Source organism: Rhodoferax sp., assembly GCF_013297935.1.
In the GTDB taxonomy this organism is placed as follows: domain Bacteria; phylum Pseudomonadota; class Gammaproteobacteria; order Burkholderiales; family Burkholderiaceae_C; genus Allorhodoferax.
The window spans coordinates 324,544-348,611 of sequence record NZ_JAAFIX010000001.1 but is presented as its reverse complement, the minus strand read 5'-3'; the positions used below and the strand labels follow the sequence as shown (position 1 = coordinate 348,611).

Below are 24,068 nucleotides of genomic sequence, written 5' to 3'. Positions count from 1 at the left end.
ATGAGCTGGAACCAAGACCAAATGGCTGCCCGCGCAGCCCACGAGCTGGAAGACGGGTTTTATGTGAACCTGGGAATCGGCATTCCCACGCTGGTAGCTAACCATGTGCCCGCCGACAAAGAGGTGTGGCTGCAGAGCGAAAACGGCATGCTGGGCATCGGCCCCTTTCCGACCGAAGACGAAGTGGATGCCGACCTCATCAATGCGGGCAAGCAAACGGTCACCACCATCAAGGGCAGCAGTATTTTCGGCAGCCATGAGAGCTTTGCCATGATCCGCGGCGGCAAGATCAACCTGTCCATCCTGGGCGCCATGCAGGTCAGTGCCAAGGGCGACCTGGCCAACTGGATGATTCCGGGCAAGATGGTCAAGGGCATGGGCGGCGCTATGGACCTGGTGGCCGGCGTGAAGCGCGTAATCGTGCTCATGGAGCACGTGGCCAAAAAGAAAGACGGCACCGAGGACCTGAAGATATTGCCCAGCTGCACCTTGCCCCTGACGGGTGTGGGTGTGGTGGACCGCATCATCACTGATCTTGCGGTGATGGATGTCACCCCGGAAGGCCTGAAGCTCGTGGAGCTGGCACCGGGTGTCACCCGCGAGGCGGTGCAGGCGAAAACCGGCGTCCCGCTGCTCTGAGCCGCTGGTTCTTGCGGGTAAGATGACGCGCAGTATTGGCCCAGCATCTAACCCCGGGGAAAACATGTCCAGAGCACTTAAATTTTTGATGTTCATTTACGCCGTGATCTTCTTGGTCACGGGGGTGTTCATGGTGTTTATCGTGAACGCGGACGAGGGGTCCCAGCCCTGGGTGACTCTGCTGGTGCGCAACCACGCCATTGTTTACGCATGGCACCTGGGTTGCTGGATGGTGCTGGGCATGTTTACCAACTACTACTGGGACCTGTTCAACCTCGGCAAGGGGCTGGAGTCTATGCAAGCTTTGCGCATCGGCCTGCCTTTGCTGGTGTCGCCCTTTGTGTTCATGCCGGTCTACAACCTCTGGTTGGCTTCCAGCTCGCAAAGCTACATGCTGTTTGCCGTGATCGCGATCCAAAGCGGCTTTTTCTGGCAGGCGTTGTTGACCAAAGTGGCGCCCTTGGACCGGGCTGCTTCTATCCCTTGGTCGGTGAACAACGGTGTAAACCGCAACACCCGCACTGCCACAGCGCAGGGCCCGGAACTGAGCTGACACGCTGCAAACACCAAAGAAAAACGGGGCCTCGGCCCCGTTTTTTTTATGCCTGCGGCCACCGCCGCGCAGGTAGCTGGGCTCAGTGGGCACCGGCCGCTGCGCCTGACGCACCGGCACCAGCCTTGGCAGGGCGCGAGAGCCACACCAGCGGGATGAGAGCTATAAAGATCAAGGCCGAGGCGTAGAACACATCGTTGGCCGCCAGCGTGGCGGCCTGCTGGTCAATCATGCGGTTGATCTGACTCAGGGCCTGCTCGGTGCTCAGACCGGCGGCATTCAAGCCCGACAGCGCACTGTTGGAGGCGGTGCTGCCACGGTTGATCATCTCGGTGAGCTGGGCGTGGTGCAAGGTGGTGCGGTCTTGCCACACGGTCACCGAGATCGAGGTGCCGAAGGAGCCGAACAACACCCGGCAGAAGCTGCTTAAACCCGAGGCTGAAGCTATTTTGTCGCCCGGCAAGCCACCCAGAATGATGCTGGTCAGCGGAATGAAAAACAGCGCCAGTGCAATGCCTTGAATCAGCGTCGGAATCATCATGGTGTTGAAGTCTGACAGTGTGCTGAAGTGCGATCGCATCCACAGCACCAGCGCAAACACCAGAAAGGCGAGGGTGGCCAGGCGGCGGGTGTCGAACTTGGCGATGTTTTTGCCGATGATGGGCGACAAAATAATGGCAAAAATCCCCACCGGCGCCATCAGCATGCCCGCCTGGGTGGCGGTGTAGCCCATGAAACTTTGCAGCCACAGCGGCAGCAGCACGATGTTGCCCATAAACAGGCCGTAGGCAATCGACATGGCCACGGTGCCCGTCAAAAAGTTGCGCCCCTTGAAGAGCTTCAAATCCACCACCGGGTGCTTGTCCGTGAGCTCCCAGGCAATCAGGAAGGCAAAAGCCACTACCGAGAGCACCGTGAGCGCAATGATCTCGTTGGAGTGAAACCAATCCAGCTCTTTGCCCAAGTCCAGCATCATTTGAATAGCGGTTACCGCAATCACCAGCAGTGCCAGGCCGACGGTATCGATTGGCAGCTTGCGGGTTTGCGTCTCACGCTTGTGGAAGATGCTCCAGGTGATGAACCCGGCCACGATGCCGATGGGCACGTTGATGAAGAAGATCCATCCCCAGTGCGCGTTGTCGGTGATCCAGCCGCCCAGGAGCGGCCCCATCACCGGCGCGACCAGCGTGGTCATGGCCCAGAGCGCCATGGCCAGGCCCGCAAGGGCGGGAGGGTAGCTGGACAGCAGCAGCGTTTGGGCCAGCGGCATCATGGGGCCGGCCACAAAGCCTTGTAGCGCGCGGGCACCAATTAGAAACGGCATGTTGGGCGCAATGCCGCACAACCAGCTGGAGAGCACAAAGAGCAACACGCTGGTCACGAACAGACGCACTTGCCCGAAGCGCTGTGACAACCAGCCGGTGAGCGGCAAAGCAATCGCGTTGGCCACGCCAAAGCTGGTGATGACCCAGGTGCCCTGGCTGGAGCTGACCCCGAGGTCACCGGCAATGGCGGGCAAGGACACGTTGGCAATCGAGGAGTCCAGCACGTTCATGAACGTGGCGGCGGACAATGCGATGGTGCCCCACAGGCGCGCCGATCCCTCCAGGGGCGCGGGCGCAGAGTAAGCAGCGGGTGAGCTCATGGGGTCTTACACACCATTGCCGGTTTTGGCGGCGGCATGGACGTTGGTTTTGGCGCCGCGGCCCAGGTTGGCAGCAATCACTTTGCGCACTTCGTCGTTGGCTTGCTGGTCCAGCACGGTGTACACATCGGTCTGGGTGACGGAGGCGGTGCGCGGCGCATCGGCCAGCGATTTGCCGCTCTGGTCGGTCACGTCGACCGTGGCTTCCATGGACAAGCCCACGCGCAACGGGTTCTGGGCCAATTGCTCGGCATCCAGCGCCACGCGCACCGGCACACGCTGCACCACCTTGATCCAGTTGCCGGTGGCGTTTTGCGCCGGCAGCAAGGAGAAGGCGGCACCGGTGCCCACGCCCAGGCCGGAGACGGTGCCCTTGTATTCCATTTTCTTGCCGTACAGGTCGGCAGTGAGCTTGACCGGCTGGCCGATGCGGATGTTGCGCAGCTGCACTTCCTTGAAGTTGGCATCTACCCACAGCTGGTTGAGCGGGATGATGGCCATCAGCGGCGCACCGGCGGCTACGCGTTGGCCGAGTTGCACGGTGCGCTTGGCCACATAGCCGTCCACGGGGGCTGGCAGCTCGGCGCGGTGCAGGGCCAGAAAGGCCTCGCGCACTTTGGCAGACGCGGCCACCACGCTAGGGTGGCTGTCGATGCTGGTGCCTTCGGTGAGGGTCTGGTTGCTGGAGAGCTGTTCGCGTGCTGCGGCCACACCGGCTTGGGCGGCTGCCAACGCGTTTTGGGCGCTGGTCAGTTGTGACTTGGCGTGGTTGAGTTCTTCTTTGGACACGGCTCCGTTGCCGGCCAGTGCCTGGCGGCGGTTCAGGTCGTCGGTGGCGCGGGCAATATCGGTCTGGGCGCGGGCAATGTCGGACTCGCGCACGGTGACCTGAGCCGACAAGGTGCCGTTGTTGGCATACAGGGTGCGCACCTGGCGCACGGCTTGGGCGAGGTTGGCCTCGGCCTGGTCGAGTGCGACCTTGGCATCAGCGGGGTCGAGTTTCACCACCGGCTGGCCGGCTTTCACAAAGTCGGTGTCGTCCGCCAGGATGGCGGTGACGGTGCCGCCCACTTGGGGCGTGATCTGGATCACATTGCCTTGCACATAGGCGTTGTCGGTTTCTTCAGAGTGGCGCGCTCCGAAATATTCAAAGCCGCCGTAGGCCAGGCCCAACAGCACAACGATGGTCAGCGCGGTCAGCGCCTTTTTGCGGGCTGGGTTGCCAGCGGGAGTGGCGGCTGGATTGGCGGCGATAGGGGCAGTAGCGGGTGTGCTCATGGTGTGTCTTTCAATCAGGTTCGGTCAGTGTTTGGTCAGTGTTCGGGGTGGGGCTTAACGGGCCGCCGTGGCCTTCACAGCGTTGTTGGCAACATCGATGTCGGCATCGCTGAAGCCGCCTCCCAGGGCGCGGATCAGCTGGATCTGGGTGTCCACCTTTCGGCCGGCCAGGTCGACGCCGAGCTTGCGCTGGGCGAGCACGGCGGTTTCGGCGTTGAGCACATTCAGGTAGTTGCCTAGCCCGGCCTCGTAGCGCTGCACGGCAATGGCGTAGGCCGCTTCGGCAGATTGCTGGGCCGCTTGCTGCTCGGTTTGCTGGCGCGCAATCGCTTGGGTGGAGGTGAGTTGGTCGGCCACGTCGCGCACCGCATCGGCCACGGTGGCGTTGTAGGTTTCGATAGCGGCGTCGAGGTCGGCTGCCTTGCCTTTGAGGTTGGCGCGCAGGCGGCCGCCTTCAAACAAGGGCAGGCGGATGGCCGGGCCCACGCCCCATTGGGCGCTGCTGCTTTGCACCAGCTTGTCAAAGCCGATGCTCGAAAAGCCGGCAAACGCGGTCAGGTTGATGTTGGGGTAGAACAAGGTCTTGGCGTTGTCCATGTCGCGGGTGGCGGCCTCGGCGCGCCAGCGTGCGGCCACCACATCGGCGCGGCGGCCCAGCAGGTCCAGCGGTACGGCCTGCACACCGGTTTGCGCATTTGCTATCGAATTGATAGCTGCTTGCGCAGGTTTGGCGAGGGCTAGAGACTTATTTTGTTGTGAAGTGAGGGCGGCCAGGCTGTTGAGCAGCAGGGCCTCTTGCTCCTTCAAGGCTTCGATCTGGAAGCGTGCATCGGGCAGGGCGCCTTCGCTGGTTTGCAGCTCCAACTGGGTGTCCAGGCCGGCTTGCAGCCGGTCTTTCACCAGCTGGCGGGTTTGCTCGCGCTGCGCCAGGGTGCGCTGGGCCACGTCGAGCTGGCCTTGCACTTTCATCCACTGAAAGTAGCTGCGTGCCACGTTGCTGGCCAGCAGCATGCGGGCGGCCTGAGCGTCGGCCTGGGCGGCGCGGCTTTGGCCGATGGCGGAGTCTAGCGCGGCACGGTTTTTGCCAAACAGGTCCAGCTCCCAGCTGCCGGTGGCTTGCAGGGTGGCAATGTCGCGCTCGCTGCCGGCAATCGGGGCGGGCACCAGGCCGTTGCGGGTGTAGAGCTGGCGGGTGGCGTCCAGCCCGGCAGTGAGTTGGGGCGCACCGGCGGCATTGGCGTTGTCAATGCCCGCCATGACCCGTTGCACCCGGGCCTGGGCCACGCGCAGGCTGGGGTTGTTGTGTAGGGCTTGGTCGATCAGGCTGTTTAGTTGCGGGTCGCCATAGGCCCTCCACCATTGGCTGTCTAGGGCCACGCTGTCGGCGGGAATGACCTGCGCCGAGAGGCCTGCGTTCTGGGCAGCCACCGGCTGCGCGCTGGAGAAAATGCCCGAGAAATTGGCGCAAGCGCTCAGGGACGCAATGGCCACGGCACTCAGGGCAAAGCGGCTCCAGCGCAGGGTGCGGGGGGAGAGTTGGGTGGCGTTAAGCATGGGGAGTTTCGGTTGGGGTGTCGGGGGTATCAGGGGTATTGGGGCCGGCTTGGTGGGCGGCCTTGATGCGTTGGGCGTTGTCCAGAATGCGGCGCAGGTAGCCCTGCAGAGCTTCAAACTCAGCGGGGCTAAAGCCCTCTAAGTGTGCGTTTTGCACATCGCTCAGGATGCGGGGGATGTCGCTGGCAGCCGCTTTGCCGGTGGGGGTGAGCTCCAGGTTGACCACGCGGCGGTCCTGCTCAGAGCGCACCCGTTGGCACAGGCCTTTGGCTTCCATGCGGTCCAGTAGGCGGGTGGTGGCGCCGGTGTCGGTTTCACAGGCGCGGGCCAGTTCGGCCACCGTAGAGGCTTTGCCGGTGTAGAGCTTGAAGAGTGGAATCCACTGCGCGTTGGTCAGGTCGGTGTGGGCCAACTCCCGGTCCACCGCCTGGGCGACGTGGTTGAGGATGCTGCGCATCAAATACCCCACGCTGGCTTCCGGCTGGTAGTTGGCAGGGCTGTAAAACGGAGTCTTTGGTTTGGACATGCAGTAAATATTAATTGCCTAAGCAAATATTGTCAAGGCTGTAATTGCATAGGCTATGTTTGTTGCGGCAAATGAATAGGCGTAAAAAAGCCCGCCGGAGCGGGCTTGTGGGCCAAGCGGGGGCCGAGTACGTCAATTACTTCTGGATGTCGCCCAGGCAGAGGTACTTGACCTCGATGTAGTCGTCCATGCCGAAGTGCGAACCTTCGCGGCCCAGGCCGGACTGCTTCACGCCGCCGAAGGGCACGTGTTCGGTGGCCAGAATGCCCACGTTCACGCCCACCATGCCGTACTCCAGCGCTTCGCCCACGCGGTAGATGCGGCCGATGTCGCGGCTGTAGAAGTAGCTGGCCAGGCCGAACTCGGTGTTGTTGGCCGCGTCAATAGCTTCTTGCTCGGTGTGGAACTTGAACACCGGGGCGAAGGGGCCGAAGGTTTCTTCGCGGGCGCACAGCATGTCGGCCGTCGCACCAGACACCACGGTGGGCTCGAAGAACTGGCCTTGCAGGGCATTGCCACCGGTTTCCACTTTGCCGCCCTTGGCCACAGCATCGGCCACATGGCGTTTGACCTTCTCTACCGCCGCGTCTTCGATCAGCGGGCCTTGCAGCACGCCGTCTTCAAAGCCGTTGCCGACCTTCATGGCTTTCACCCGGGCGGCGAACTTGGCCACAAACTGGTCGTACACACCGGCCTGCACATAGAAGCGGTTGGCGCAAACGCAGGTCTGGCCCGCGTTGCGGTACTTGCTTGCCAGGGCGCCTTCCACGGCGGAGTCGATATCGGCGTCGTCGAACACGATGAAGGGCGCGTTGCCGCCCAGCTCCAGGGAGAGCTTTTTGACGGTGGGTGCGCTTTGCGCCATCAAGATGCGGCCCACTTCGGTGGAGCCGGTGAAGCTAAGGTGGCGCACCACGTCACTGGCGCAAATGACCTTGCCCACGGCAATGGACTGCTCGCTGTCGGCGGTGATCATGTTGAGCACACCGGCCGGAATGCCGGCGCGGATGGCCAGCTCGGCGGCTGCCAGCGCGGTCAAAGGCGTCAGCTCTGCGGGCTTGATGATGACCGGGCAACCGGCGGCCAGGGCAGGTGCCACCTTGCGGGTGATCATGGCCAGCGGGAAGTTCCAGGGCGTGATCGCCGCGCACACGCCGATGGGCTGCTTGATGACCATGAGGCGGCGGTTGTTGTCGAACTGGGGCAGGGTCTCGCCGTTGACGCGCTTGGCTTCTTCGGCAAACCACTCCACAAAGCTCGCGCCATAGGCAATTTCGCCTTTGGCTTCGGTAAAAGGCTTACCTTGCTCGGCGGTCATGATGCGGGCCAAGTCTTCCTGGTTGGCCATGAGCAGGTCGAACCATTTGCGCAGGATGATGCTGCGTTCTTTGGCGGTCTTGCTTTTCCAGGCGGGCCAAGCGGCGTTGGCAGCAGTAATGGCGGCCTCCGCGTCTGCGGCACCGAGGTTGGCCACATCAGCCAAGTGCTGGCCGTTAGACGGGTCGGTAGCTGCAAAGCGGCTGGCGCCCGCGACCCACTGGCCGTTGATGAGCGCGTCGGTCTTGAGCAGGCTGGAGTCTTTCAAAAGGGAAAGCGGCGATGTAGACATGGTGTCTCCTCAATACATAAAAAAAATTGGTTTCCAGCGCCCGTGGAATATGCGCAGGCAGCTATGAAAGAAATAGCATGTCACCTAGCCAGTCAAACAGACGCAGCGAAGCTGTCGGCCAGAATGGCCAGACCTTCTTCGAGCAGTGCGTCGGAGGCGGTGAGCGGTACCAGAATGCGGATCACGTTGCCGTAGGTGCCGCAAGACAGCAGGATCAAGCCGCGGCGTGCTGCCTCGGCCACCACCTTCTTGGTCAAGGCCGCGTCGGGGCGGTGCACATCACCGGCTTCAAACAGCTCAATCGCCACCATGGCACCCAGGCCGCGCACATCGCCGATGGCCGGAATGTTGTGGGCCATGTCTTTGAGTGCGCGCACCAGCAAGGCACCCATGTCTTGGCTGCGGGCCAGCAGGTTTTCTTTGACAAAAGCGTCCATGACCGCAATGGCCGCGGCACAGGCCACGGGGCTGCCGGCATAGGTGCCACCCAGGCCGCCAGCGGCGGGGGCGTCGATCACGTCGGCACGGCCCACCACACCGGATAGGGGAAAGCCGCCTGCCAGTGACTTGGCGGTGGTGATCAAGTCAGGGGCCACAGGCCACTGTTCGCAGGCGAACCAGGTGCCGGTGCGGCCGGCGCCGGTTTGCACTTCGTCGGCAATCAGCAAAATGCCGTATTGGTCCGCCAGGGCCTTGAGGCCGGCAATGAACTCGGGTGGCGCGACATAGAAGCCGCCTTCGCCTTGCACCGGCTCCACAATGAAAGCCGCCACGCGCTCGGGTTCCACATCGTTCTTGAAGATGAGTTCCACCGAATGCAGGGCGTCGGCCACGCTCACACCGTGCAGTTCGTTGGGGAACAGGGCGTGAAAGACTTCGCCCGGGAAGGGGCCGAAGCCGATTTTGTAGGGCGCAACTTTGCCGGTCAGGCCCAGGGTGAAGTTGGTGCGGCCGTGGTAGCCGCCGGTGAAGGCAATCACGCCGGGGCGCTTGGTGTGGGCGCGGGCGATCTTGATGGCGTTTTCCACGGCCTCGGCGCCGGTGGTCAAGAGCAAGCTCTTTTTGGCAAAGTTGCCGGGGGCCATGGCGTTCAAGCGCTCGCACACTTCGACGTAGGGTTCGTAGGCAATCACCTGAAAGCAGGTGTGGGTGTACAGGTCGAGCTGGGCTTTCACTGCTGCAATCACCTCAGGGTGCAGGTGGCCGGTGTTGAGCACGGCAATGCCGCCGGCAAAGTCGATAAAGCGGCGGCCTTCCACGTCCCAGAACTCGGCGTTTTTGGCGTTCTTGATGAAAATCTCATGGGCCTGGCCGACGCCGCGGGCAACGGCAGTTTGGCGGCGGGCATACAGGGCAGCGTTGAGTAGTTTGCGATCGGCTTGCATACAGAGTTCCGGTGTTGTTGAACAAGTGGCCGAACTATAGAAACGCTTTAGCTAAACAACCATGTACACCCAGATGAAAGTTTCGAGACACTGTGCAGGTCTAAAATCCTGTACAGAGTTTCCCTAAATTGGTGCGTTTTTCAGCGCCTGCCGCCTGCATTACGATCACCCCATGCTCACACTCAGCCCCGACATCGCCACCCCCCTGGTCAGCCAGATCGTGGATGGACTGCGCGGGTTGATCGCTGGGCAGGTGCTCAAGCCCGGCAGCAAGCTGCCTTCTATCCGCGCCTTTGCGGTGGGGCACAACGTGAGCGTGTTCACGGTGGTCGAGGCTTATGACCGGCTGGTGGCCCAAGGCTGGTTGGTGTCGCGGGCCCACTCCGGGTTTTTCGTCAAGCGGCGGGAAGAGAGCCCGAGTCCGGGATCCACGGTTCGGGAAGTCGAAACGCCCCGTTTTGATGCGAGCTGGTACCTCAAACAGATTTTCGAGAATCGCAACCTGCCGCTTAAGCCCGGTTGCGGGTGGCTGCCGCACGATTGGCTGTTTGGCGATGCCGTGCGCCGCAGCATGCGCCAGCTCTCCAGCGACGGCTCTGAACTCGATGGCTATGGCCTGCCCTACGGCCACATGGCCCTGCGCATGATCATTGCGGAATCTCTGGCCGAGCACCAGATCACAGCAGATGCCGGGCAGGTGCTGCTCACCCATGGCTCCAGCCAAGGCCTGGATCTCGTGGCCCGCTGCCTGCTCAAGCCCGGTGACACGGTGCTGGTGGACGACCCCGGCTACCCCAACTTGCTGTTCATGTTGCGGTTTGCCGGCCTGGAGGTCATTGGCGTGCCCCGCACCGGCGTCGGCTATGACCTTGCAGCGCTTGAAAACATTTTGCTCACGCGCAAACCCAAGGTGTTTTTCACCCAGCCGCGTTTGCAGAGCCCCACGTGTTCGGTGGCCTCGGTAGCCCAGTTGCACCGCTTGCTGCAATTGGCAGAAATGCACGATTTCGTGCTGGTGGAGAACGACATCTACGCCGACATGGACGCTACATCGCGCACCACATTGGCGAGCCTGGACCAGCTGCGCCGCGTGGTGTACGTGGGGAGCTATTCCAAAACCATTTCGCCGAACCTGCGGGTGGGCTATTTGCTGGCGCGGCCGGAGCTCTCCGACCGCTTTGTGCAGCTCAAGATGATTGCGGGGCTCACGTCTTCTGACATTGCAGAGCGCATTACCTTCGGTGCCATTACCGATGGCCGTTGGCGCAAACACCTCAAGTCGTTGCGCGACCGCCTGGGCGAGGCGCACCGGCAGGTGAGCCGCCGTTTGCTGGGGCTGGGGTTCGAGATTTTTCATGAGCCCGAGGCCGGCATGTACTTGTGGGCCCGGCATCCGGATATTGCGGACAGTGCGGTGCTGTCTCAGGCGGGCACCCAAGAAGGCATCATGTTAGGGCCCGGCCAGTTGTTTCTGGTAGAGCCCCGGCCCACCGGTTGGATGCGATTCAACGTGGCGTTTTGCGCCGACGAGCGCTTGTGGCGCTTTCTGGATCAGCGGATTCTGGTGGGTCAGAGCGCTGAGCACCTGTAAGCACGGACTGGGCGCCTTATTGCCCGGACGGTGCGGCGATAATAGCGGGTTCTATTGACCCACCACTCGAAGAAACTCCGTCATGACCCAGCCCGTAATGAGTGTTGCCGACATTCGCAAATCCTTCCTCGACTTCTTTGCTTCCAAAGGGCACACCGTCGTGGCGTCCAGTCCGCTGGTACCGGGCAACGACCCCACGCTGATGTTCACCAACTCCGGCATGGTGCAGTTCAAGGACGTGTTTCTGGGCTCCGACAAGCGCTCCTATGTGCGCGCGGCCTCCGTGCAGGCCTGTCTGCGCGCCGGTGGCAAGCACAACGACCTGGAAAACGTGGGCTACACCGCCCGCCACCACACCTTCTTCGAGATGCTGGGCAACTGGAGCTTTGGCGACTACTTCAAGAAAGAAAGCTTGAACTGGGCCTGGGAGTTGTTGACTCAGGTCTACAAGCTGCCGGCCGACAAGTTGTATGCCACCGTATACCAGGAAGACGACGAGGCCCATGCCATTTGGGAAGACATTTTCGTGAAGGCCGGCTGGACGCCTGAGCGCGTCAAGGAAGAGGGGCGCATCATCCGCATCGGCGACAACAAGGGTGGCCGCTACAAGTCTGACAATTTCTGGATGATGGCCGACACCGGCCCTTGTGGCCCGTGCAGCGAAATCTTTTACGACCACGGCGCCCACATCCCCGGCGGCCCCCCGGGCAGCCCCGATGAAGACGGCGACCGCTTCATCGAAATCTGGAACAACGTGTTCATGCAGTTCAACATGGATGAAACCGGTGCCGTCACGCCGCTGCCCGCGCCCTGCGTGGACACCGGCATGGGCCTGGAGCGCCTGGCTGCCATCTTGCAGCACGTGCACAGCAACTACGAGATTGACCTGTTTGATGCACTCATCAAGGCGGCATCCCGCGAAACCGGCTGTACCGACCTGAATAACAAGAGCCTGCGCGTGATTGCCGACCACATTCGTGCCACTGCCTTCTTGGTGAGCGACGGCGTGATCCCGAGCAACGAAGGCCGCGGCTACGTGCAGCGCCGCATCGTGCGCCGCGCCATCCGCCACGGCTACAAGCTGGGCCAGAAGACCCCGTTTTTCCACAAGTTGGTCAAAGACCTGGTGCAGGTCATGGGTGCGGCTTACCCCCACATGGCATCGCAAGAGGCGCGCATCACCGAAGTGCTGCGCGTGGAAGAAGAGCGCTTCTTCGAAACCTTGGCCACCGGCATGCAAATTCTGGATGAAGCCTTGGCGGGTGGCGTGAAGCTGCTGCCGGGTGAAGTGGCTTTCAAGCTGCACGACACCTATGGCTTCCCGCTCGATCTTTCGGCCGACGTTTGCCGCGAGAACGGGGTGGACGTGGACGAAGCCGGTTTCAAGGCCGCCATGGAAAAACAAAAGGCGGCAGGCCGTGCGGCCGGCAAGTTCAAGATGGACAAGGCGCTGGACTACACCGGTGCGGCCAACATCTTTGTGGGCTACGAACATCTGACACAAGCTGCAAAAATCGTAGCACTCTACGCAGACGGTACGCCGGTGAACGAGCTAATTGCTGGCCAAGAAGGCGTGTTGGTGCTGGACACCACCCCGTTTTACTCGGAGAGCGGCGGCCAGGTGGGCGACGAAGGCGCGGTGTTCTCGGATGCCGGCTTGTTTGAAGTGATTGACACCCAAAAAATCAAGGGTGATGTGTTCGGGCACCACGGCGCGGTCAAGTCCGGCAGCCTCAAGGTCGGCGACGCCGTCACCGCCCATGTGGACGCCGCCAAGCGCGCCGCCACCCAGCGCAACCACTCGGTCACCCACTTGCTGCACAAAGCCCTGCGCGAAGTGCTGGGCGACCATGTGCAACAAAAGGGTAGCTTGGTGAACACTGAGCGCACCCGTTTCGACTTTGCCCACAATGCGCCGGTGACCGACGCCCAAGTGCAGCAGATCGAGGCCATCGTGAACGCTGAAATCCTCAGCAACGCCGAGACCCATGCCCGTCTGATGGACATCGAAGCCGCCAAAGAAACCGGCGCCATGATGTTGTTCGGCGAGAAATATGGCGACGTGGTGCGCGTGCTCGACATCGGTAGCACCACTGAGCTGTGCGGCGGTACCCACGTGGGCCGCACCGGCGACATCGGCCTCTTCAAGGTGGTGGCCGAAGGCGGCGTGGCCGCAGGCGTGCGCCGTATTGAAGGCGTGACCGGCCAGGGTGCGTTGGCATACCTGCAAGAGCTGGAAACCACGGTGAACTCTGCAGCGTCCACCCTCAAGGCTCCCGTGGCTGAGTTGGGCAACCGCCTCGGCCAGATGGTCGACCAGGTCAAGGCGCTGGAAAAAGAAATTGCAGCCCTCAAGGGCAAGCTGGCCTCCGCCCAAGGCGATGAGCTGATGAGCAGCGCCGTTGACGTGAATGGCGTCAAGGTGCTGGCCGCCAAGCTTGAAGGCGCGGACGCCAAAACCCTGCGCGACACCATGGACAAGCTCAAAGACAAGCTCAAGACCGCGGTCATCGTGCTCGGCGCGGTGGACGGCGACAAGGTGCAAATTGCAGCCGGCGTCACCAACGACACCACCGGCAAGGTCAAGGCCGGTGAGTTGGCCAACTTTGTGGCGGCTCAGGTGGGCGGCAAGGGCGGCGGCAAGGCCGACATGGCCATGGCCGGTGGCACCGAGCCCGCCAAGCTGGCCGATGCACTGGCCAGCGTGCAGGCTTGGGTGAGCGCTAAGCTCTAAAGGCACAACGCCCTCAACAGCACAATTGCTATGAAATCAGGAGCTGCTGGCGCACATTTTGTGTGGGCTAGCGGCTCTTTTTGCTTGTAAATGCCACTCCAGCGCCGCCAACTGCTCTCACTCTGGGCCACCGCCTGCACTCCCGCTGCGTGGGCGGCAGGCGCGCCTGCGGGCGGCCCGGGCTTTGATGTGCAGGCCTGGCCTGCCAAGCGCCCGGCGCCTGCGCTCCCAGCGGTCGATCAAGCGGGTCAGCCGTGGAGCCTTGCGTCCTTGCGCGGCAAGGCCGTGCTGCTGAACTTTTGGGCCAGCTGGTGCGAGCCCTGCCGCGCCGAAATGCCGGCCTTGCAAACCCTGGCGGCGCGCGAGCAGGCGCACTTGCAAGTGCTGACCATCAACCTAAAAGAGAGCCCGGAGACGATTGCTCGCTTTGTGCAAGCCACGGCCTTGAGCTTGCCAGTGCTGCGCGACCCGCTGGGCGACACGGCCCGCGCCTGGGGCGTGCGCATCTACCCGTCTACCGTGTTGCTGGACCGCCATGGCGTTCCGCGTGCCACGGTGCGCGGCGGGCTGGACTGGGCGGGCGCCGAGGGCGAGGCGCTCTGGCGGCCCTTGCTTCAGCCTGCGCGCAAGCGCTGAACCAGGGCCTGCACCTCGGCGTCTTTGACGGCGGGGGCGTCGGTGCCAGCGCTGGTGCTGATCAAGCGGCGCAAGGTGTCAAGGTGCGGGGTGACGGTGCCGAAAAAGCGGGCGCTCTGGCCTTGGGCGACCAGCAGTGTTGGGAAGTTTTCTACCTCAATGGGGTCCACCAAGTCCGACTCGTCTTCCACATCGACCCACACAAACCGCGCCCCGGCGAACTCGGCTTGCAGCGCGGTGAACAAGGGTTGGTAGTCTTTGCAGGTGCCGCACCACTGGGCGCAGAGGCAGGCAACCAGCAGGTCGGGGGCGTGGGAATCGGTGGAGATGGACATGCGCTGGCTAATGACTCAAATCAATATCGATATAACAAGCTTCAGGGGTATGAAGTTTTACAATATAGGGTTTCGCCCTAGGCCATTGTGGCCGATGCGGTGCTCCACAGTCAGACCCTGAAGCAAGGCCCCCATGAGTGCATTTCTGGAAGAAACAGTTTTAAGCGTACACCACTGGACAGACCGTTTGTTCAGTTTCACCACTACCCGTGACCCCGCGCTGCGCTTCTCGAATGGTCACTTCACCATGATCGGACTGATGCAGGACAACGGCAAGCCGCTGCTGCGCGCCTATTCGATCGTCAGCGCCAATTACGAAGAGCACCTGGAGTTCTTGAGCATCAAGGTGCAAGACGGCCCGCTGACCTCCAAGCTGCAGCACATCAAGGTCGGCGACAAGATTGTGATTGGCCGCAAGCCCACTGGCACGCTGCTGATCGACTACCTCTTGCCCGGAAAAAACCTGTACTTGCTGGGCAGCGGCACCGGTCTGGCCCCGTTTTTGAGCGTGGCCCGCGACCCCGAGACCTACGAGAAGTTTGAAAAAGTCATCGTGGTGCACGGCGTGCGCGAGGTCAAAGAGCTGGCCTATTACGACTACTTCAAAAACGAGCTTCCAAAGCACGAGTTCCTGGGCGAAATGGTCAGCAAGCAAATGCTGTACTACCCCACGGTGACCCGCGAGGCGTTTGAGCACCAAGGCCGCATCACCACGCTGATCGAGTCCAACCAGCTGCCGGCTGATTTGGGCCTGCCACCGCTGGACCCGGCTACCGACCGCATCATGATTTGCGGCAGCCCCGGCCTGAACAAAGACATGCGCGAAATTTTGGACGCCAAAGGCTTCAAGGAAGGCAACACCACCACGCCTGGCGACTACGTGGTGGAGCGCGCCTTCGTCGAGCAATAAATGCAAGGGCCTCCACGGGCCGCTTCGCACCATCCGGGCCTGCTTGCAGGCCTTTTTTTATGCCTGGCGCGTGTGGCTGGCCCGGTGGCGCTGCACCTCGGGGGAGCGCAAGGCCAGGTGCTTGGTCGCCCGCCCTGCCATGCGCTTGCGCCACATGCGAAAAGAGCTGGGTTTCATGTAGCCGCGCATGATGTCCACCACGGCCGATTCGTTCAGGCCGAATTGGGCCTCAATGGCTTCAAACGCGGTGCGGTCTTCCCAAGCCATTTCCACAATGCGCGACACATCGGACTCGCTCAGGGGCAGGTGCTCGCGGCTCATGCGGCCAGGCTCCCGGCCAACAAACTCATAGCAGCCGCCAGCGTTAAATGCAGGCGCATTGGCAGCCACGCTGCCAAGCCATAGGCAGGGTAACTGCGCCGGTCTACCGCCAGGCACATGCCCAGCAACAGCGCCAGTGTGACCATGCCTTGTGCTGCCGGCAGTAGCAAAGCCACCCAGGCCACTAGGCTGGGGAACACCCCCCACACAAACGGGCCGGGCTGGGGTGTCAGAGCCTCGCGCATGGCCAGGCCCCAGTGAATAGCGCCCATAAAGCTGGCAATGGTGGCGCCATAGGCCAAGAGTGCCAGTGCCGCGTGGTGGCGGTAGGCGCCGGGCACCCACCACACCGCCACGGCCAACGCCACAAAAGGCAGCGCGCCCGCATAACCCAAGCGGGCGGCCCAGCGCGGCAGGGGCGTGCTGGCAGGGGTGGCGATGGTCATGGTGCGTCGCTCTCGGGGAGAGAGGCCGCGCTTTGGGCTTGCGGCGCGGCCTGCGGGTCGGTGCCCGGGCGGCACATGGCGGTGCCATTCCATTGTTGGCCGCACCAGCACAGGCCCTCGTCATTGATGATGCAGGTGCCGGTACCGCAGCAGCGTTCGTCGTCGTTGTCCATGTGCAGGTCCTGAAAAACCGTGAGTACAAAAGTCGCTTGCCAGTGTGGCAGCATTCGGTGCCCGTATTCTTGCGGGAAACCCCGTTCCCTGTGCCCTTGGGGCCTTTGTGTGCATTAAGAAAGCGAGTTGAGAATGTCTGCCCTGAATGTGTTGGGTACCGCCCTGCAAGCCTGTTCGTTTGACCCGCTCACCGGGTTTTTTCGCGACGGCTGCTGCAACACCGATGCCCACGACCACGGCACCCATGTGGTGTGCGCCAAAGTGACCGCCGACTTTTTGGCCTACTCCTTGCTGCGCGGCAACGACCTGAGTACCCCGCGCCCCGAATACCGATTTGTGGGCCTGCGCCCCGGTGACCGTTGGTGCTTGTGTGTGAACCGCTGGTTAGAAGCCTTGCAAGCCGGCGTGGCACCCCCGGTGCACCTGGAGGCCACCCACGCCAAGGCCCTGGAGCGCGTTTCACTGGATCAGCTTCGCGCCCATGCGCTCTGAGCCGCGCACCCCTTCAGCCCCCGCATACTCACGCTATGAAACAACTCTATGTTCTCGGCCTATTGGCCACCGCCCTGTGCGCGGGCAACGCGCATGCGCAAGCGGCACCGGTAGCGGTGCCCCCGCTGCAGCCGATTGCCTCGCTCGACCTGCCGCGCTACATGGGCACCTGGTACGAAATTGCCAAGTACCCCAATAAATTCCAGAAGAAATGCGCCCGCAACACCCGGGCCGACTACCAGGCGCAGCCCGATGGCTCGGTGCAAGTCCTCAACCGCTGCACCCTCGCCGACGGACAGCCCACCGAGGCCCTGGGCGCCGCACGCCAAGTGGGGCCTGCCGACTCGCCCAAACTGCAGGTGCGCTTTGCCCCGGCTTGGCTGTCTTTTTTGCCCATGGTGTGGGGCAACTACTGGGTGATAGACCTCGACCCGCATTACCAGTTGGTGGCCGTGAGCGAACCGGAGCGCGAGTTTTTGTGGGTGTTGTCGCGCAGCCCGCAGGTAGAGGCCGGTGCCTACCAGGCCCTGTTGGCCCGCTTGGCCCGGCAAGGGTTTGACACCCAGCGCCTGGAGCGCAGCCCTCAGGAGCAACCATGATGGACGGACTCATAGCCGGCCACTTGGTGGGTCTGGCCGAATCCCGCCAGGGCAAAAACGGCAGCAGCTTCGTGCTGGCCAAGGTCAAAGCCACTGCGGGCGATGGCGAGAGCCTGATCGTGAACGTGATTACTTTTTCTGCCGAGGCCAGCGCCGCCCTGATGGCGCTGGACGACGGCGACACGCTGGCCGTGGCCGGTGCGCTCACCCCCAAGGTCTGGACCGACAAGCAAGGCAACACCCGGCCCGCCTTGGACCTGGTAGCTACCCAAGTGCTCACCGCTTACCACGCAGCCCGTAAACAGCAGGGCATGGCAGAGGCGGGCGGCGACCTTAGTCCTTGAGCTCCACGCCCAGGGCGCTGAGCTTTTTGGCATAGGCATCGCGCCGTTTGGCGGCCTTGGCAGCGGTGTCGGTGGCCGTCTGAATTGCCTTGGGTCCTTTGTGGGACGCCGCAAGGATCAAGCTGAATTTATGCGCCGCCTCGGCCTTGGCGCGCAGATAGGTGGCAATGAGGTCAGCGTGGGCGGGAGCAGTGTTCACAGAAGCCTTGGTGATGGAGGCACTATTTTCTGCGGGATTGAGTTTGTACTACAGCATTCCGTAGTGGTAATTTTGTGCAGGGTTACTGCTGTGGGCCAGTTGCGGGTACTGGCGAATGGCTGGTTTGTAGCGCCCGGGAATTGCACTTGACCAGCAGCTCGCCCTACGAGTTCAAATTTCAGTCTGTTGAGATAGCTCTAGGGCGTCTTCCACTTCGATGCAGGGTTTGCGCACCGTGCTTTCCAGATTGAGGTGCCCCAGGAGGAATTGCATTGCCTGAGGGTTCTTGGTACGGCGGTAGATCAAGGATGCTCTGGTACGGCGCATTGTGTGCGTGCCGTAGGTCGTTAGATCAAGTTCGATTTCCTCAATCTAGGAATCCACTTACCGTGCGTGCTGTCGCGTTCCCAAGTGCGGCGAGTCATGGATCCGGCGGGGTGGGCTGCTGTCGCTCGCGTGGTCATTGAATCGACATCTGAGGAAGTTGTCGATATTAACGTATACGTTAATATCGAGACTCAATGGAACCCCAGAAATTCATATCAGCAGTCTTGGAGACACCATGCAATTCAATTCACTCAAAATATCGACACGGCTTGCCCTGGGCTTTGGCTTCCTGTCACTTACCGTTTTGCTGGTTGCTTTTTTGGGCGCAGCACTAGCCACGCGATCGAACCGGTCGGTGGAGGTGATTTATGCCCAGCATCTGTTGCCTGTGAAGCAACTCAAGTCGCTGAACGATGGCTACACCAAGGGGGTATTGAACTTGGCCAACAAAGTGTCCAACGGATTGGTTGATCCTGCACAAGCGGCGGAACGCATAAAAAGCAGTGTGCTGAGCGCTCAACAAGAGTGGACGGCCTACAAAACTGCGCTACGTGCGGAGTCCGCGGGAGTGGCGGCTATTGATGGGATGTTGGCGAAGTCAGAAAAGCCGGTGACGGAGTTGGTGGCTGCCTTGGCGCAAGCAGATATGTTCAAGGTGTCTTTGCTGTTGCAGTCTCTGGATGAGAGCATTGCCCCCATTGGGGAAGCGGTGAATCTCCAGATAGATCAAGAACTGCTAGGCGCCAAAACGCAGTACTCGGACGCGCAAGCATCGTTTCACACGGGGCTGTGGATTTTTGCCGGAGTCGCTGGTGCGACGGTGTTGCTCGGCGCATTGCTCGCCCGCTCCTTGGTGCGGGCCATCACGATCCCACTGCGCAGGGCGGTTCACATTTCGCTGGCTATCTCTGGAGGTGACCTTACCCAAGACATCGCAGTACAAGGGCGCAATGAAATGGCCGACATGCTGGCAGCCTTGCATCGAATGCAAAAGAACCTTGCCGAGGTGGTGTCCCGGGTCCGCACCGGCTCCGAATCCGTCGCCACCGCCAGCGCCGAAATCGCCCAAGGCAACCACGACTTGAGTGCCCGCACCGAAAGCCAAGCCAGCGCCCTGGAAGAAACCGCAGCTTCCATGGAAGAACTCGGCTCCACCGTCAAACAAAACGCCGACTCCGCCCGCCAAGCCAACCAACTGGCCATGAATGCCTCCAAGGTAGCCATCCAAGGCGGAGAAGTCGTCGGCCAAGTCGTTGAAACCATGAAAGGCATCAACGAATCCAGCCGAAAGATCGCCGACATCATCAGCGTCATCGACGGCATCGCCTTCCAAACCAACATCCTGGCACTGAACGCCGCCGTAGAAGCCGCCCGAGCCGGAGAACAAGGAAGAGGCTTTGCAGTAGTCGCCTCCGAAGTCCGCTCCTTGGCAGGACGCTCTGCCGAAGCTGCCAAAGAAATCAAAACCCTCATTGGCACCAGCGTAGAGCGGGTAGAACAAGGAACCGCCCTGGTAGACAAAGCGGGCTCCACCATGACCGAAGTCGTCACCAGCATCAAACGGGTGACCGACATCATGGGAGAAATCTCAGCCGCCAGCAACGAACAAAGTGCAGGAGTTTCCCAAGTGGGAGAAGCAGTCAGCCAGATGGACCAAGCGACCCAGCAAAACGCGGCGCTGGTGGAAGAGATGGCGGCTGCGGCGAGCAGCTTGAAGAGCCAGGCGCAGGATTTGGTGCAGGTGGTTGCGGTGTTTAAGTTGGGAGTTTCCTAGGGTAATCCCGAGGCTAGTTGTTGAAATTAACGTATACATTAATGCATACGTTAATTGATTTTGCTTCTCGACCACTCCATGAACACCTCCGCTGACCGTCGTGCCAACCTCGTGCCTCAGATCCAGCCCACCGACTGGATCGGGACTGACCTTGTGCGGCCGGAGTGTGTATTGGCAACAGCCCATGGCGACATCTTCACTGCAGACTGGCGGGGTGGGGTGGCCCACATCGGAGCGGACGGTGCGCAACGTCTCTACACCGGCAGCCCTGTCGATGGAGAGGCGCTGAAGCCCAATGGCATTGCCCTGCTGAAAGATGGCGCTTTCTTGTTGGCCCACCTGGGCGCTGAGCGCGGTGGCGTGTACCGGTTGGACCGAGATGGTCAAACCCGCCCTGTATTGCAGACCGTGGACGGCGTCGACTTGCCGCCGACCAACTATGTAGTCGAAGACCGGCAAGGGCGTTTTTGGATCACGGTGAGTACGCGGCTGACGCCGCGGTCCCTGGGCTACCGCAAGACCTGCGATGACGGGTTCGTGGTGATGATGGATGCCAAAGGCGCCCGCATCGTCGCGGATGGTTTGGGCTACACCAATGAGTGTGTGGTCGATGCCGCCGGCGAGTGGCTCTATGTGAATGAGACATTTACACGGCGCCTCTCTCGATTCGCTATTGCGGAGAACGGTAGTCTGGGTACTAAGCAAGTTGTCGCGGAGTTTGGTCCAGGCGTGTTTCCCGATGGACTCGCGCTTGACGTTGAGGGCGGCGTGTGGGTCGTCAGTATTGTGAGCAACAGTCTGATACATGTGACCCCAGACGGACGCCAGACGGTGCACATTCAGGATGTGGACCCAGACCACTTGGCATGGGTGGAGGCTGCCTACCAAAGCAGCACGATGGACCGCCCCCATCTGGACGGCGTCAAAAGCCGACACCTTAAGAACATTTCCAGCATTGCATTTGCCGGTCCGCAATTGCGCGAGGCCTACCTCGGCTGCTTGCTGGGCCAGTCAATTTTGAAAATCGCCATGCCGGTACAGGGTGTTGCACCGACCCACTGGAACTATCCCGGTTCTGTTTGAAAGCATCTATGTCTCAAGACTTACAAGCCAAAGAAGACCCGGTCAATATGGTCGATGCCGCGTATCAAGGGCTGCGTCGTCGAATCCTAGACAACGTGTGGGCACCTGGTTTTCAGGCGCTAGAGCAAGAAATCGCACTGCAGCTAGGTATGAGCCGTACGCCTGTGCGTGAGGCTCTGATTCGTTTGGCCAAAGAGGGTTTGGTGGAGGTGATTCCTCGACGCGGCATGCGGGTGCTACCTGTTTCGCCGACAGACATGAAAGAAATCTACGAAATTTTGACAGCACTGGAATGCATGGCGTGTGAATTACTCGCTGGCAGTAAGCCCAGTGCCGCTTCGCTCGCTCCGCTTGAGGAGGCTACCGCTTCGATGGAAGCCGCACTCAAGGCTGGGGACCTCGATGCGTGGGCTGTTGCTGACGAGTTGTTCCACGAACGCCTGGTTCGCCTCTCCGGCAATCGCATGCTGACCGACACGGTCATGAGTTACTGGGATCGCGCTCATCGCGCCCGCATGTTCACCCTGCGCCTGCGTCCCAAGCCGATTCATTCCACCCAGGAGCACACCGCCTTGGTGAATGCCCTGCGCAAAGGCGATGCAGCCCGCGCCAGCGAGATAAACCGTGTTCACCGCCAGCGCGCCAGCACCGAGTTGCTCAAGATTTTTGAAACATTCCGTCTTCAACACATGTAAGGAAAACAGGTTTACCACTATGACAAAGAGCCAATACCACATTGCCGTACTGCCGGGTGACGGCATCGGTGCGGAAGTCATGCAGGCGACCCAAGAGGTTCTGCAAGCAGTGCAGGCACGCACAGGCATTCGTTTGGTACTGGACTACCAGAAGGCCGGGGCGCAGCATTATTTGGATAGCGGCGTAGCATTGCCTGAGAGCACGCTCAAAGTCTGTGACGCGGCTGACGCGATTCTGTTCGGCGCTATGGGTCTGCCCCATGTGCGAGGTGCCGACGGCACCGAAATCATTCCGCAGTTGGACCTGCGGTTTCACTTTGATTTGTACGCTGGTGTGCGCCCCATCCGTACCTTCAAAGGCTTGCCTACGCCCCTGTCGAGCCCTAAAGCGTCTGAGATCGACTTGGTGTTGGTGCGTGAGAGTACGGAGGGCCTGTTCTATGCACGCGGCCGGGGTGAGACGCGCGAAGACGGTGTTTACGACACCATGCAAATCACGCACAAGGGCACCAAGCGGATTTGTGAGTTCGCCTTCAAGCTGGCAGAGCGCCGCGCCGCCCAACGCGGACGTGCTGGCCGGGTGACCAATGTGGACAAGGCCAATGTGTTTGCATCAATGGCTCTATGGCGCAGCATCTTTGAATCGACTGCGCAGAACCACCCGGAGGTGAAGACTGACAGCGCCTACGTTGATGCGATGGCACTCAACTTGGTCATGAAGCCATGGACCTATGACGTGTTGGTGACAGAAAACATGTTCGGCGACATCTTGTCCGATTTAATTGCGGCCCTGGTGGGCGGCATGGGCATGGCGCCCTCCGGCGACATTGGCGACAAACATGCACTGTTTCAGCCAGCTCACGGTACAGCACCCGATATTGCAGGCCAAGGCAAAGCTAACCCCACTGCCATGGTGCTGTCCGCCGCCATGATGTTGGAGTGGCTGGCAGACCGCACTGGAGACACCCGCTTGCAAGATGCGGCCACTCTGATTGACGCAGCTGTTCAAGAAGTCTTTGCTGCGGGCAGCGTGCGTCCATTTGAGGTTGGTGGGCAAGACGGCACGGTGGCTGTGACCCGCGCCATCGTCCAGACTTTGTCCAAGGCGTAAGCATGACCTGGTTCGCACAACCCACCTCTAAACCTTGGCGCGTGGCCATGGTAGGTGCTGGATTTTTCAGCCAGTTTCACCTCGACGGATGGAGTCGCATCCCCAATGTGACGGTAGGTGCTTTGTGTGATTTGAATCTGGCGCGGGCCCAAGTGCTGGCGAACAAGTTTGGCGTAGAAGCAGTGGTCGATTCGGTCGACGCGCTGCTGGCGCAAGGCAAGCCGGACCTAATTGACTTGGTAACGCCCTCGGGTGCCCAGGAGCAGTTGCTAGAGCAATTGATCCCCCTGGGGATTCCGATTGTTTGCCAGAAACCGTTCGGATCAGATGTGCGGCAGGCCCAGTGCTTTGCAGCCGCCGCCGCACAGCATGGAACCCCACTGATCGTGCATGAGAACTTCCGCTTCATGCCGTGGCATCGGGAGTTAAAGCGACTGATAGACGTGGGGTACTTTGGCGACTTGCACGGCATCAGTTTCCGCCTACGCCCAGGAGATGGTCAAGGCCCGAACGCGTATATGGACCGCCAACCCTATTTCCAGACCATGCCTCGTTTGTTGATGGCAGAGACAGGTGTGCATTATGTTGACACGTTTAGGTACCTTATGGGGGAGGTGTCCAGCGTTTACGCGCAGTTGCGCCGTGTAAATCCAGTGATACAGGGTGAGGACGCAGGAGTTGTCGTGTTCGGATTCGACAACCGAAGCGTCGGCCTTTTTGACGGCAATCGTCTGAATGACCACAGCGCGAATAACCCCCGTCGCACGTTTGGAGAAATGTGGCTCGAGGGCAGCGCCGGCGTGATGCGTTTGGATGGTTTTGGCGCTCTGCATTGGAAGCCCCACCACGGCCCCGAAGTGGAGCATGTTTATGACGCAGCCCCCCAAGACCACAGCTTTGGCGCAGGTGCCTGTGGCGCGTTGCAACGCCATGTACTAGACGGCCTAAGTGGTGAGTGCGCGTTGGAGAACACCGCCCACGATTACCTGCAAAACCTGCGTGTACAGGAAGCCATCTACGAATCGAATTCCCAAGGATGCAAGGTTGATTTGCATTCGTTTCAGTTCTCGTAACAAGAAGCTTGCTTCGGCATTCACCAACCAAGAAG

The 24,068-nt window shown here is 61.1% G+C and carries 25 protein-coding genes and 1 pseudogene; 14 read left to right on the top strand and 12 right to left on the bottom strand.

The features are described from left to right. Positions 1–639 (top strand): 3-oxoacid CoA-transferase subunit B, encoded by a 639-nt coding sequence (locus QZW03_RS01715; protein WP_296507740.1) that lies wholly within the window; start codon positions 1–3, stop codon positions 637–639. Positions 640–703: 64 nt separating this feature from the next. After that, the gene (locus QZW03_RS01710) at positions 704–1,192 is read left to right on the top strand and encodes a hypothetical protein (RefSeq protein WP_296507739.1); all 489 of its coding nucleotides are present in this window, start codon (positions 704–706) and stop codon (positions 1,190–1,192) included. A gap of 82 nt (positions 1,193–1,274) precedes the next feature. Here QZW03_RS01710 and QZW03_RS01705 read toward each other — a convergent pair whose 3' ends face one another. The 6 genes from QZW03_RS01705 to gabT form a co-directional block, all read right to left on the bottom strand. Beyond that, positions 1,275–2,837: a DHA2 family efflux MFS transporter permease subunit gene (locus tag QZW03_RS01705; RefSeq protein WP_296507738.1), complete on the bottom strand. Its 1,563-nt coding sequence runs from the start codon at positions 2,835–2,837 to the stop codon at positions 1,275–1,277. A gap of 6 nt (positions 2,838–2,843) precedes the next feature. After that, positions 2,844–4,115, bottom strand: coding sequence for an HlyD family efflux transporter periplasmic adaptor subunit (locus QZW03_RS01700; RefSeq protein ID WP_296507736.1), 1,272 nt, complete (start codon positions 4,113–4,115; stop codon positions 2,844–2,846). A 54-nt stretch (positions 4,116–4,169) separates the two neighbouring features. Further along, a complete protein-coding gene (locus QZW03_RS01695; RefSeq protein ID WP_296507735.1) occupies positions 4,170–5,669 on the bottom strand; it encodes an efflux transporter outer membrane subunit in 1,500 nt (499 codons plus the stop codon). After that, positions 5,662–6,195: a MarR family winged helix-turn-helix transcriptional regulator gene (locus tag QZW03_RS01690; RefSeq protein WP_296507734.1), complete on the bottom strand. Its 534-nt coding sequence runs from the start codon at positions 6,193–6,195 to the stop codon at positions 5,662–5,664. Before QZW03_RS01690 ends, QZW03_RS01695 begins: the two co-directional genes overlap by 8 nt. 136 nt (positions 6,196–6,331) lie before the next feature. Next, the gene (locus QZW03_RS01685; protein WP_296507732.1) at positions 6,332–7,804 is read right to left on the bottom strand and encodes an NAD-dependent succinate-semialdehyde dehydrogenase; all 1,473 of its coding nucleotides are present in this window, start codon (positions 7,802–7,804) and stop codon (positions 6,332–6,334) included. 92 nt (positions 7,805–7,896) lie between these two features. Further along, positions 7,897–9,189 carry a 4-aminobutyrate--2-oxoglutarate transaminase gene (gabT, locus tag QZW03_RS01680; protein ID WP_296507730.1) on the bottom strand — a complete coding sequence of 431 codons (1,293 nt, stop codon included), beginning with the start codon at positions 9,187–9,189 and terminating at the stop codon, positions 7,897–7,899. Positions 9,190–9,361: 172 nt separating this feature from the next. On the opposite strand from gabT, the gene QZW03_RS01675 reads away from it, so the two are divergent. The 3 genes from QZW03_RS01675 (at position 9,362) to QZW03_RS01665 (ending at position 14,150) form a co-directional block, all read left to right on the top strand. Next, positions 9,362–10,780, top strand: a complete 1,419-nt coding sequence (locus QZW03_RS01675; protein ID WP_296507728.1) for a PLP-dependent aminotransferase family protein — start codon at positions 9,362–9,364, stop codon at positions 10,778–10,780. 82 nt (positions 10,781–10,862) lie between these two features. Then, positions 10,863–13,514 carry an alanine--tRNA ligase gene (gene alaS, locus QZW03_RS01670; protein ID WP_296507726.1) on the top strand — a complete coding sequence of 884 codons (2,652 nt, stop codon included), beginning with the start codon at positions 10,863–10,865 and terminating at the stop codon, positions 13,512–13,514. A 90-nt stretch (positions 13,515–13,604) separates the two neighbouring features. Then, the gene (locus tag QZW03_RS01665; RefSeq protein ID WP_296507724.1) at positions 13,605–14,150 is read left to right on the top strand and encodes a TlpA disulfide reductase family protein; all 546 of its coding nucleotides are present in this window, start codon (positions 13,605–13,607) and stop codon (positions 14,148–14,150) included. Here the strand turns inward: QZW03_RS01665 and QZW03_RS01660 are convergent. Beyond that, positions 14,129–14,485: a thioredoxin family protein gene (locus QZW03_RS01660; protein WP_296507723.1), complete on the bottom strand. Its 357-nt coding sequence runs from the start codon at positions 14,483–14,485 to the stop codon at positions 14,129–14,131. The genes QZW03_RS01665 and QZW03_RS01660 overlap by 22 nt on opposite strands. A 133-nt stretch (positions 14,486–14,618) precedes the next feature. Between QZW03_RS01660 and QZW03_RS01655 the strand changes: the two genes are divergently transcribed. Continuing rightward, positions 14,619–15,395, top strand: a complete 777-nt coding sequence (locus QZW03_RS01655; protein WP_296507721.1) for a ferredoxin--NADP reductase — start codon at positions 14,619–14,621, stop codon at positions 15,393–15,395. 57 nt (positions 15,396–15,452) lie between these two features. Here the strand turns inward: QZW03_RS01655 and QZW03_RS01650 are convergent, their stop codons facing one another. The 3 genes from QZW03_RS01650 to QZW03_RS01640 are packed head-to-tail and all read right to left on the bottom strand — an operon-like array spanning position 15,453 to position 16,389. After that, positions 15,453–15,716 (bottom strand): TIGR03643 family protein, encoded by a 264-nt coding sequence (locus QZW03_RS01650; protein ID WP_366481302.1) that lies wholly within the window; start codon positions 15,714–15,716, stop codon positions 15,453–15,455. Further along, the gene (locus QZW03_RS01645; protein ID WP_296507719.1) at positions 15,713–16,162 is read right to left on the bottom strand and encodes a DUF3429 domain-containing protein; all 450 of its coding nucleotides are present in this window, start codon (positions 16,160–16,162) and stop codon (positions 15,713–15,715) included. Before QZW03_RS01645 ends, QZW03_RS01650 begins: the two co-directional genes overlap by 4 nt. After that, a complete protein-coding gene (locus QZW03_RS01640) occupies positions 16,159–16,389 on the bottom strand; it encodes a hypothetical protein (RefSeq protein WP_296507717.1) in 231 nt (76 codons plus the stop codon). Before QZW03_RS01640 ends, QZW03_RS01645 begins: the two co-directional genes overlap by 4 nt. A 79-nt stretch (positions 16,390–16,468) precedes the next feature. Here QZW03_RS01640 and QZW03_RS01635 point away from each other — a divergent pair, with 79 nt between their 5' ends. From QZW03_RS01635 to QZW03_RS01625, 3 genes are read left to right on the top strand one after another with little or no spacing between them, the layout of a single operon-like run. After that, complete coding sequence (locus QZW03_RS01635) at positions 16,469–16,828, top strand: DUF2237 domain-containing protein (RefSeq protein ID WP_296507715.1); 360 nt, start codon at positions 16,469–16,471, stop codon at positions 16,826–16,828. A gap of 35 nt (positions 16,829–16,863) precedes the next feature. After that, on the top strand, positions 16,864–17,427 hold the full coding sequence (locus QZW03_RS01630; protein WP_296507713.1) for a lipocalin family protein: 564 nt from the start codon (positions 16,864–16,866) through the stop codon (positions 17,425–17,427). After that, the gene (locus tag QZW03_RS01625; RefSeq protein WP_296507711.1) at positions 17,424–17,771 is read left to right on the top strand and encodes a single-stranded DNA-binding protein; all 348 of its coding nucleotides are present in this window, start codon (positions 17,424–17,426) and stop codon (positions 17,769–17,771) included. The genes QZW03_RS01630 and QZW03_RS01625 overlap by 4 nt, the downstream gene beginning before the upstream one ends. On the opposite strand, the gene QZW03_RS01620 is transcribed toward QZW03_RS01625, so the two are convergent. Both QZW03_RS01620 and QZW03_RS01615 read right to left on the bottom strand, forming a co-directional pair. Continuing rightward, entirely contained in the window at positions 17,761–17,970 is a 210-nt protein-coding gene (locus tag QZW03_RS01620; RefSeq protein ID WP_296507710.1) for a hypothetical protein, read from the bottom strand. The two genes, QZW03_RS01625 and QZW03_RS01620, sit on opposite strands and share 11 nt — an antisense overlap. Before the next feature lie 171 nt (positions 17,971–18,141). Further along, positions 18,142–18,408 (bottom strand): annotated as a pseudogene (locus QZW03_RS01615) (integrase); the annotation flags it as partial. A gap of 124 nt (positions 18,409–18,532) precedes the next feature. On the opposite strand from QZW03_RS01615, the gene QZW03_RS01610 reads away from it, so the two are divergent. The 5 genes from QZW03_RS01610 (at position 18,533) to QZW03_RS01590 (ending at position 24,033) form a co-directional block, all read left to right on the top strand. Further along, positions 18,533–20,071, top strand: coding sequence for a methyl-accepting chemotaxis protein (locus tag QZW03_RS01610; protein ID WP_296507705.1), 1,539 nt, complete (start codon positions 18,533–18,535; stop codon positions 20,069–20,071). A gap of 78 nt (positions 20,072–20,149) precedes the next feature. Next, positions 20,150–21,154, top strand: a complete 1,005-nt coding sequence (locus QZW03_RS01605) for an SMP-30/gluconolactonase/LRE family protein (RefSeq protein ID WP_296507703.1) — start codon at positions 20,150–20,152, stop codon at positions 21,152–21,154. Positions 21,155–21,162: 8 nt separating this feature from the next. After that, entirely contained in the window at positions 21,163–21,849 is a 687-nt protein-coding gene (locus QZW03_RS01600) for a GntR family transcriptional regulator (RefSeq protein WP_296507701.1), read from the top strand. A 19-nt stretch (positions 21,850–21,868) separates the two neighbouring features. Continuing rightward, positions 21,869–22,960: an isocitrate/isopropylmalate dehydrogenase family protein gene (locus QZW03_RS01595; protein WP_296507699.1), complete on the top strand. Its 1,092-nt coding sequence runs from the start codon at positions 21,869–21,871 to the stop codon at positions 22,958–22,960. 2 nt (positions 22,961–22,962) lie between these two features. After that, positions 22,963–24,033, top strand: coding sequence for a Gfo/Idh/MocA family oxidoreductase (locus tag QZW03_RS01590; protein WP_296507698.1), 1,071 nt, complete (start codon positions 22,963–22,965; stop codon positions 24,031–24,033). The last annotated feature ends 35 nt before the right edge of the window (positions 24,034–24,068 follow it).

What these genes read in the sequence shown, in the direction of transcription:
- QZW03_RS01695 (WP_296507735.1), bottom strand. Translation starts at nt 5,669, where the DNA reads ATGCTTAACGCCACCCAACTCTCCCCCCGCACCCTGCGCTGGAGCCGC.
- QZW03_RS01705 (WP_296507738.1), bottom strand. Translation starts at nt 2,837, where the DNA reads ATGAGCTCACCCGCTGCTTACTCTGCGCCCGCGCCCCTGGAGGGATCG.
- QZW03_RS01645 (WP_296507719.1), bottom strand. Translation starts at nt 16,162, where the DNA reads ATGACCATCGCCACCCCTGCCAGCACGCCCCTGCCGCGCTGGGCCGCC.
- QZW03_RS01675 (WP_296507728.1), top strand. Translation starts at nt 9,362, where the DNA reads ATGCTCACACTCAGCCCCGACATCGCCACCCCCCTGGTCAGCCAGATC.
- QZW03_RS01710 (WP_296507739.1), top strand. Translation starts at nt 704, where the DNA reads ATGTCCAGAGCACTTAAATTTTTGATGTTCATTTACGCCGTGATCTTC.
- gabT (WP_296507730.1), bottom strand. Translation starts at nt 9,189, where the DNA reads ATGCAAGCCGATCGCAAACTACTCAACGCTGCCCTGTATGCCCGCCGC.
- QZW03_RS01655 (WP_296507721.1), top strand. Translation starts at nt 14,619, where the DNA reads ATGAGTGCATTTCTGGAAGAAACAGTTTTAAGCGTACACCACTGGACA.
- QZW03_RS01635 (WP_296507715.1), top strand. Translation starts at nt 16,469, where the DNA reads ATGTCTGCCCTGAATGTGTTGGGTACCGCCCTGCAAGCCTGTTCGTTT.
- alaS (WP_296507726.1), top strand. Translation starts at nt 10,863, where the DNA reads ATGACCCAGCCCGTAATGAGTGTTGCCGACATTCGCAAATCCTTCCTC.
- QZW03_RS01590 (WP_296507698.1), top strand. Translation starts at nt 22,963, where the DNA reads ATGACCTGGTTCGCACAACCCACCTCTAAACCTTGGCGCGTGGCCATG.
- QZW03_RS01625 (WP_296507711.1), top strand. Translation starts at nt 17,424, where the DNA reads ATGATGGACGGACTCATAGCCGGCCACTTGGTGGGTCTGGCCGAATCC.
- QZW03_RS01650 (WP_366481302.1), bottom strand. Translation starts at nt 15,716, where the DNA reads ATGAGCCGCGAGCACCTGCCCCTGAGCGAGTCCGATGTGTCGCGCATT.
- QZW03_RS01685 (WP_296507732.1), bottom strand. Translation starts at nt 7,804, where the DNA reads ATGTCTACATCGCCGCTTTCCCTTTTGAAAGACTCCAGCCTGCTCAAG.
- QZW03_RS01610 (WP_296507705.1), top strand. Translation starts at nt 18,533, where the DNA reads ATGCAATTCAATTCACTCAAAATATCGACACGGCTTGCCCTGGGCTTT.
- QZW03_RS01660 (WP_296507723.1), bottom strand. Translation starts at nt 14,485, where the DNA reads ATGTCCATCTCCACCGATTCCCACGCCCCCGACCTGCTGGTTGCCTGC.
- QZW03_RS01630 (WP_296507713.1), top strand. Translation starts at nt 16,864, where the DNA reads ATGAAACAACTCTATGTTCTCGGCCTATTGGCCACCGCCCTGTGCGCG.
- QZW03_RS01600 (WP_296507701.1), top strand. Translation starts at nt 21,163, where the DNA reads ATGTCTCAAGACTTACAAGCCAAAGAAGACCCGGTCAATATGGTCGAT.
- QZW03_RS01665 (WP_296507724.1), top strand. Translation starts at nt 13,605, where the DNA reads ATGCCACTCCAGCGCCGCCAACTGCTCTCACTCTGGGCCACCGCCTGC.
- QZW03_RS01690 (WP_296507734.1), bottom strand. Translation starts at nt 6,195, where the DNA reads ATGTCCAAACCAAAGACTCCGTTTTACAGCCCTGCCAACTACCAGCCG.
- QZW03_RS01595 (WP_296507699.1), top strand. Translation starts at nt 21,869, where the DNA reads ATGACAAAGAGCCAATACCACATTGCCGTACTGCCGGGTGACGGCATC.
- QZW03_RS01640 (WP_296507717.1), bottom strand. Translation starts at nt 16,389, where the DNA reads ATGCTGCCACACTGGCAAGCGACTTTTGTACTCACGGTTTTTCAGGAC.
- QZW03_RS01715 (WP_296507740.1), top strand. Translation starts at nt 1, where the DNA reads ATGAGCTGGAACCAAGACCAAATGGCTGCCCGCGCAGCCCACGAGCTG.
- QZW03_RS01605 (WP_296507703.1), top strand. Translation starts at nt 20,150, where the DNA reads ATGAACACCTCCGCTGACCGTCGTGCCAACCTCGTGCCTCAGATCCAG.
- QZW03_RS01700 (WP_296507736.1), bottom strand. Translation starts at nt 4,115, where the DNA reads ATGAGCACACCCGCTACTGCCCCTATCGCCGCCAATCCAGCCGCCACT.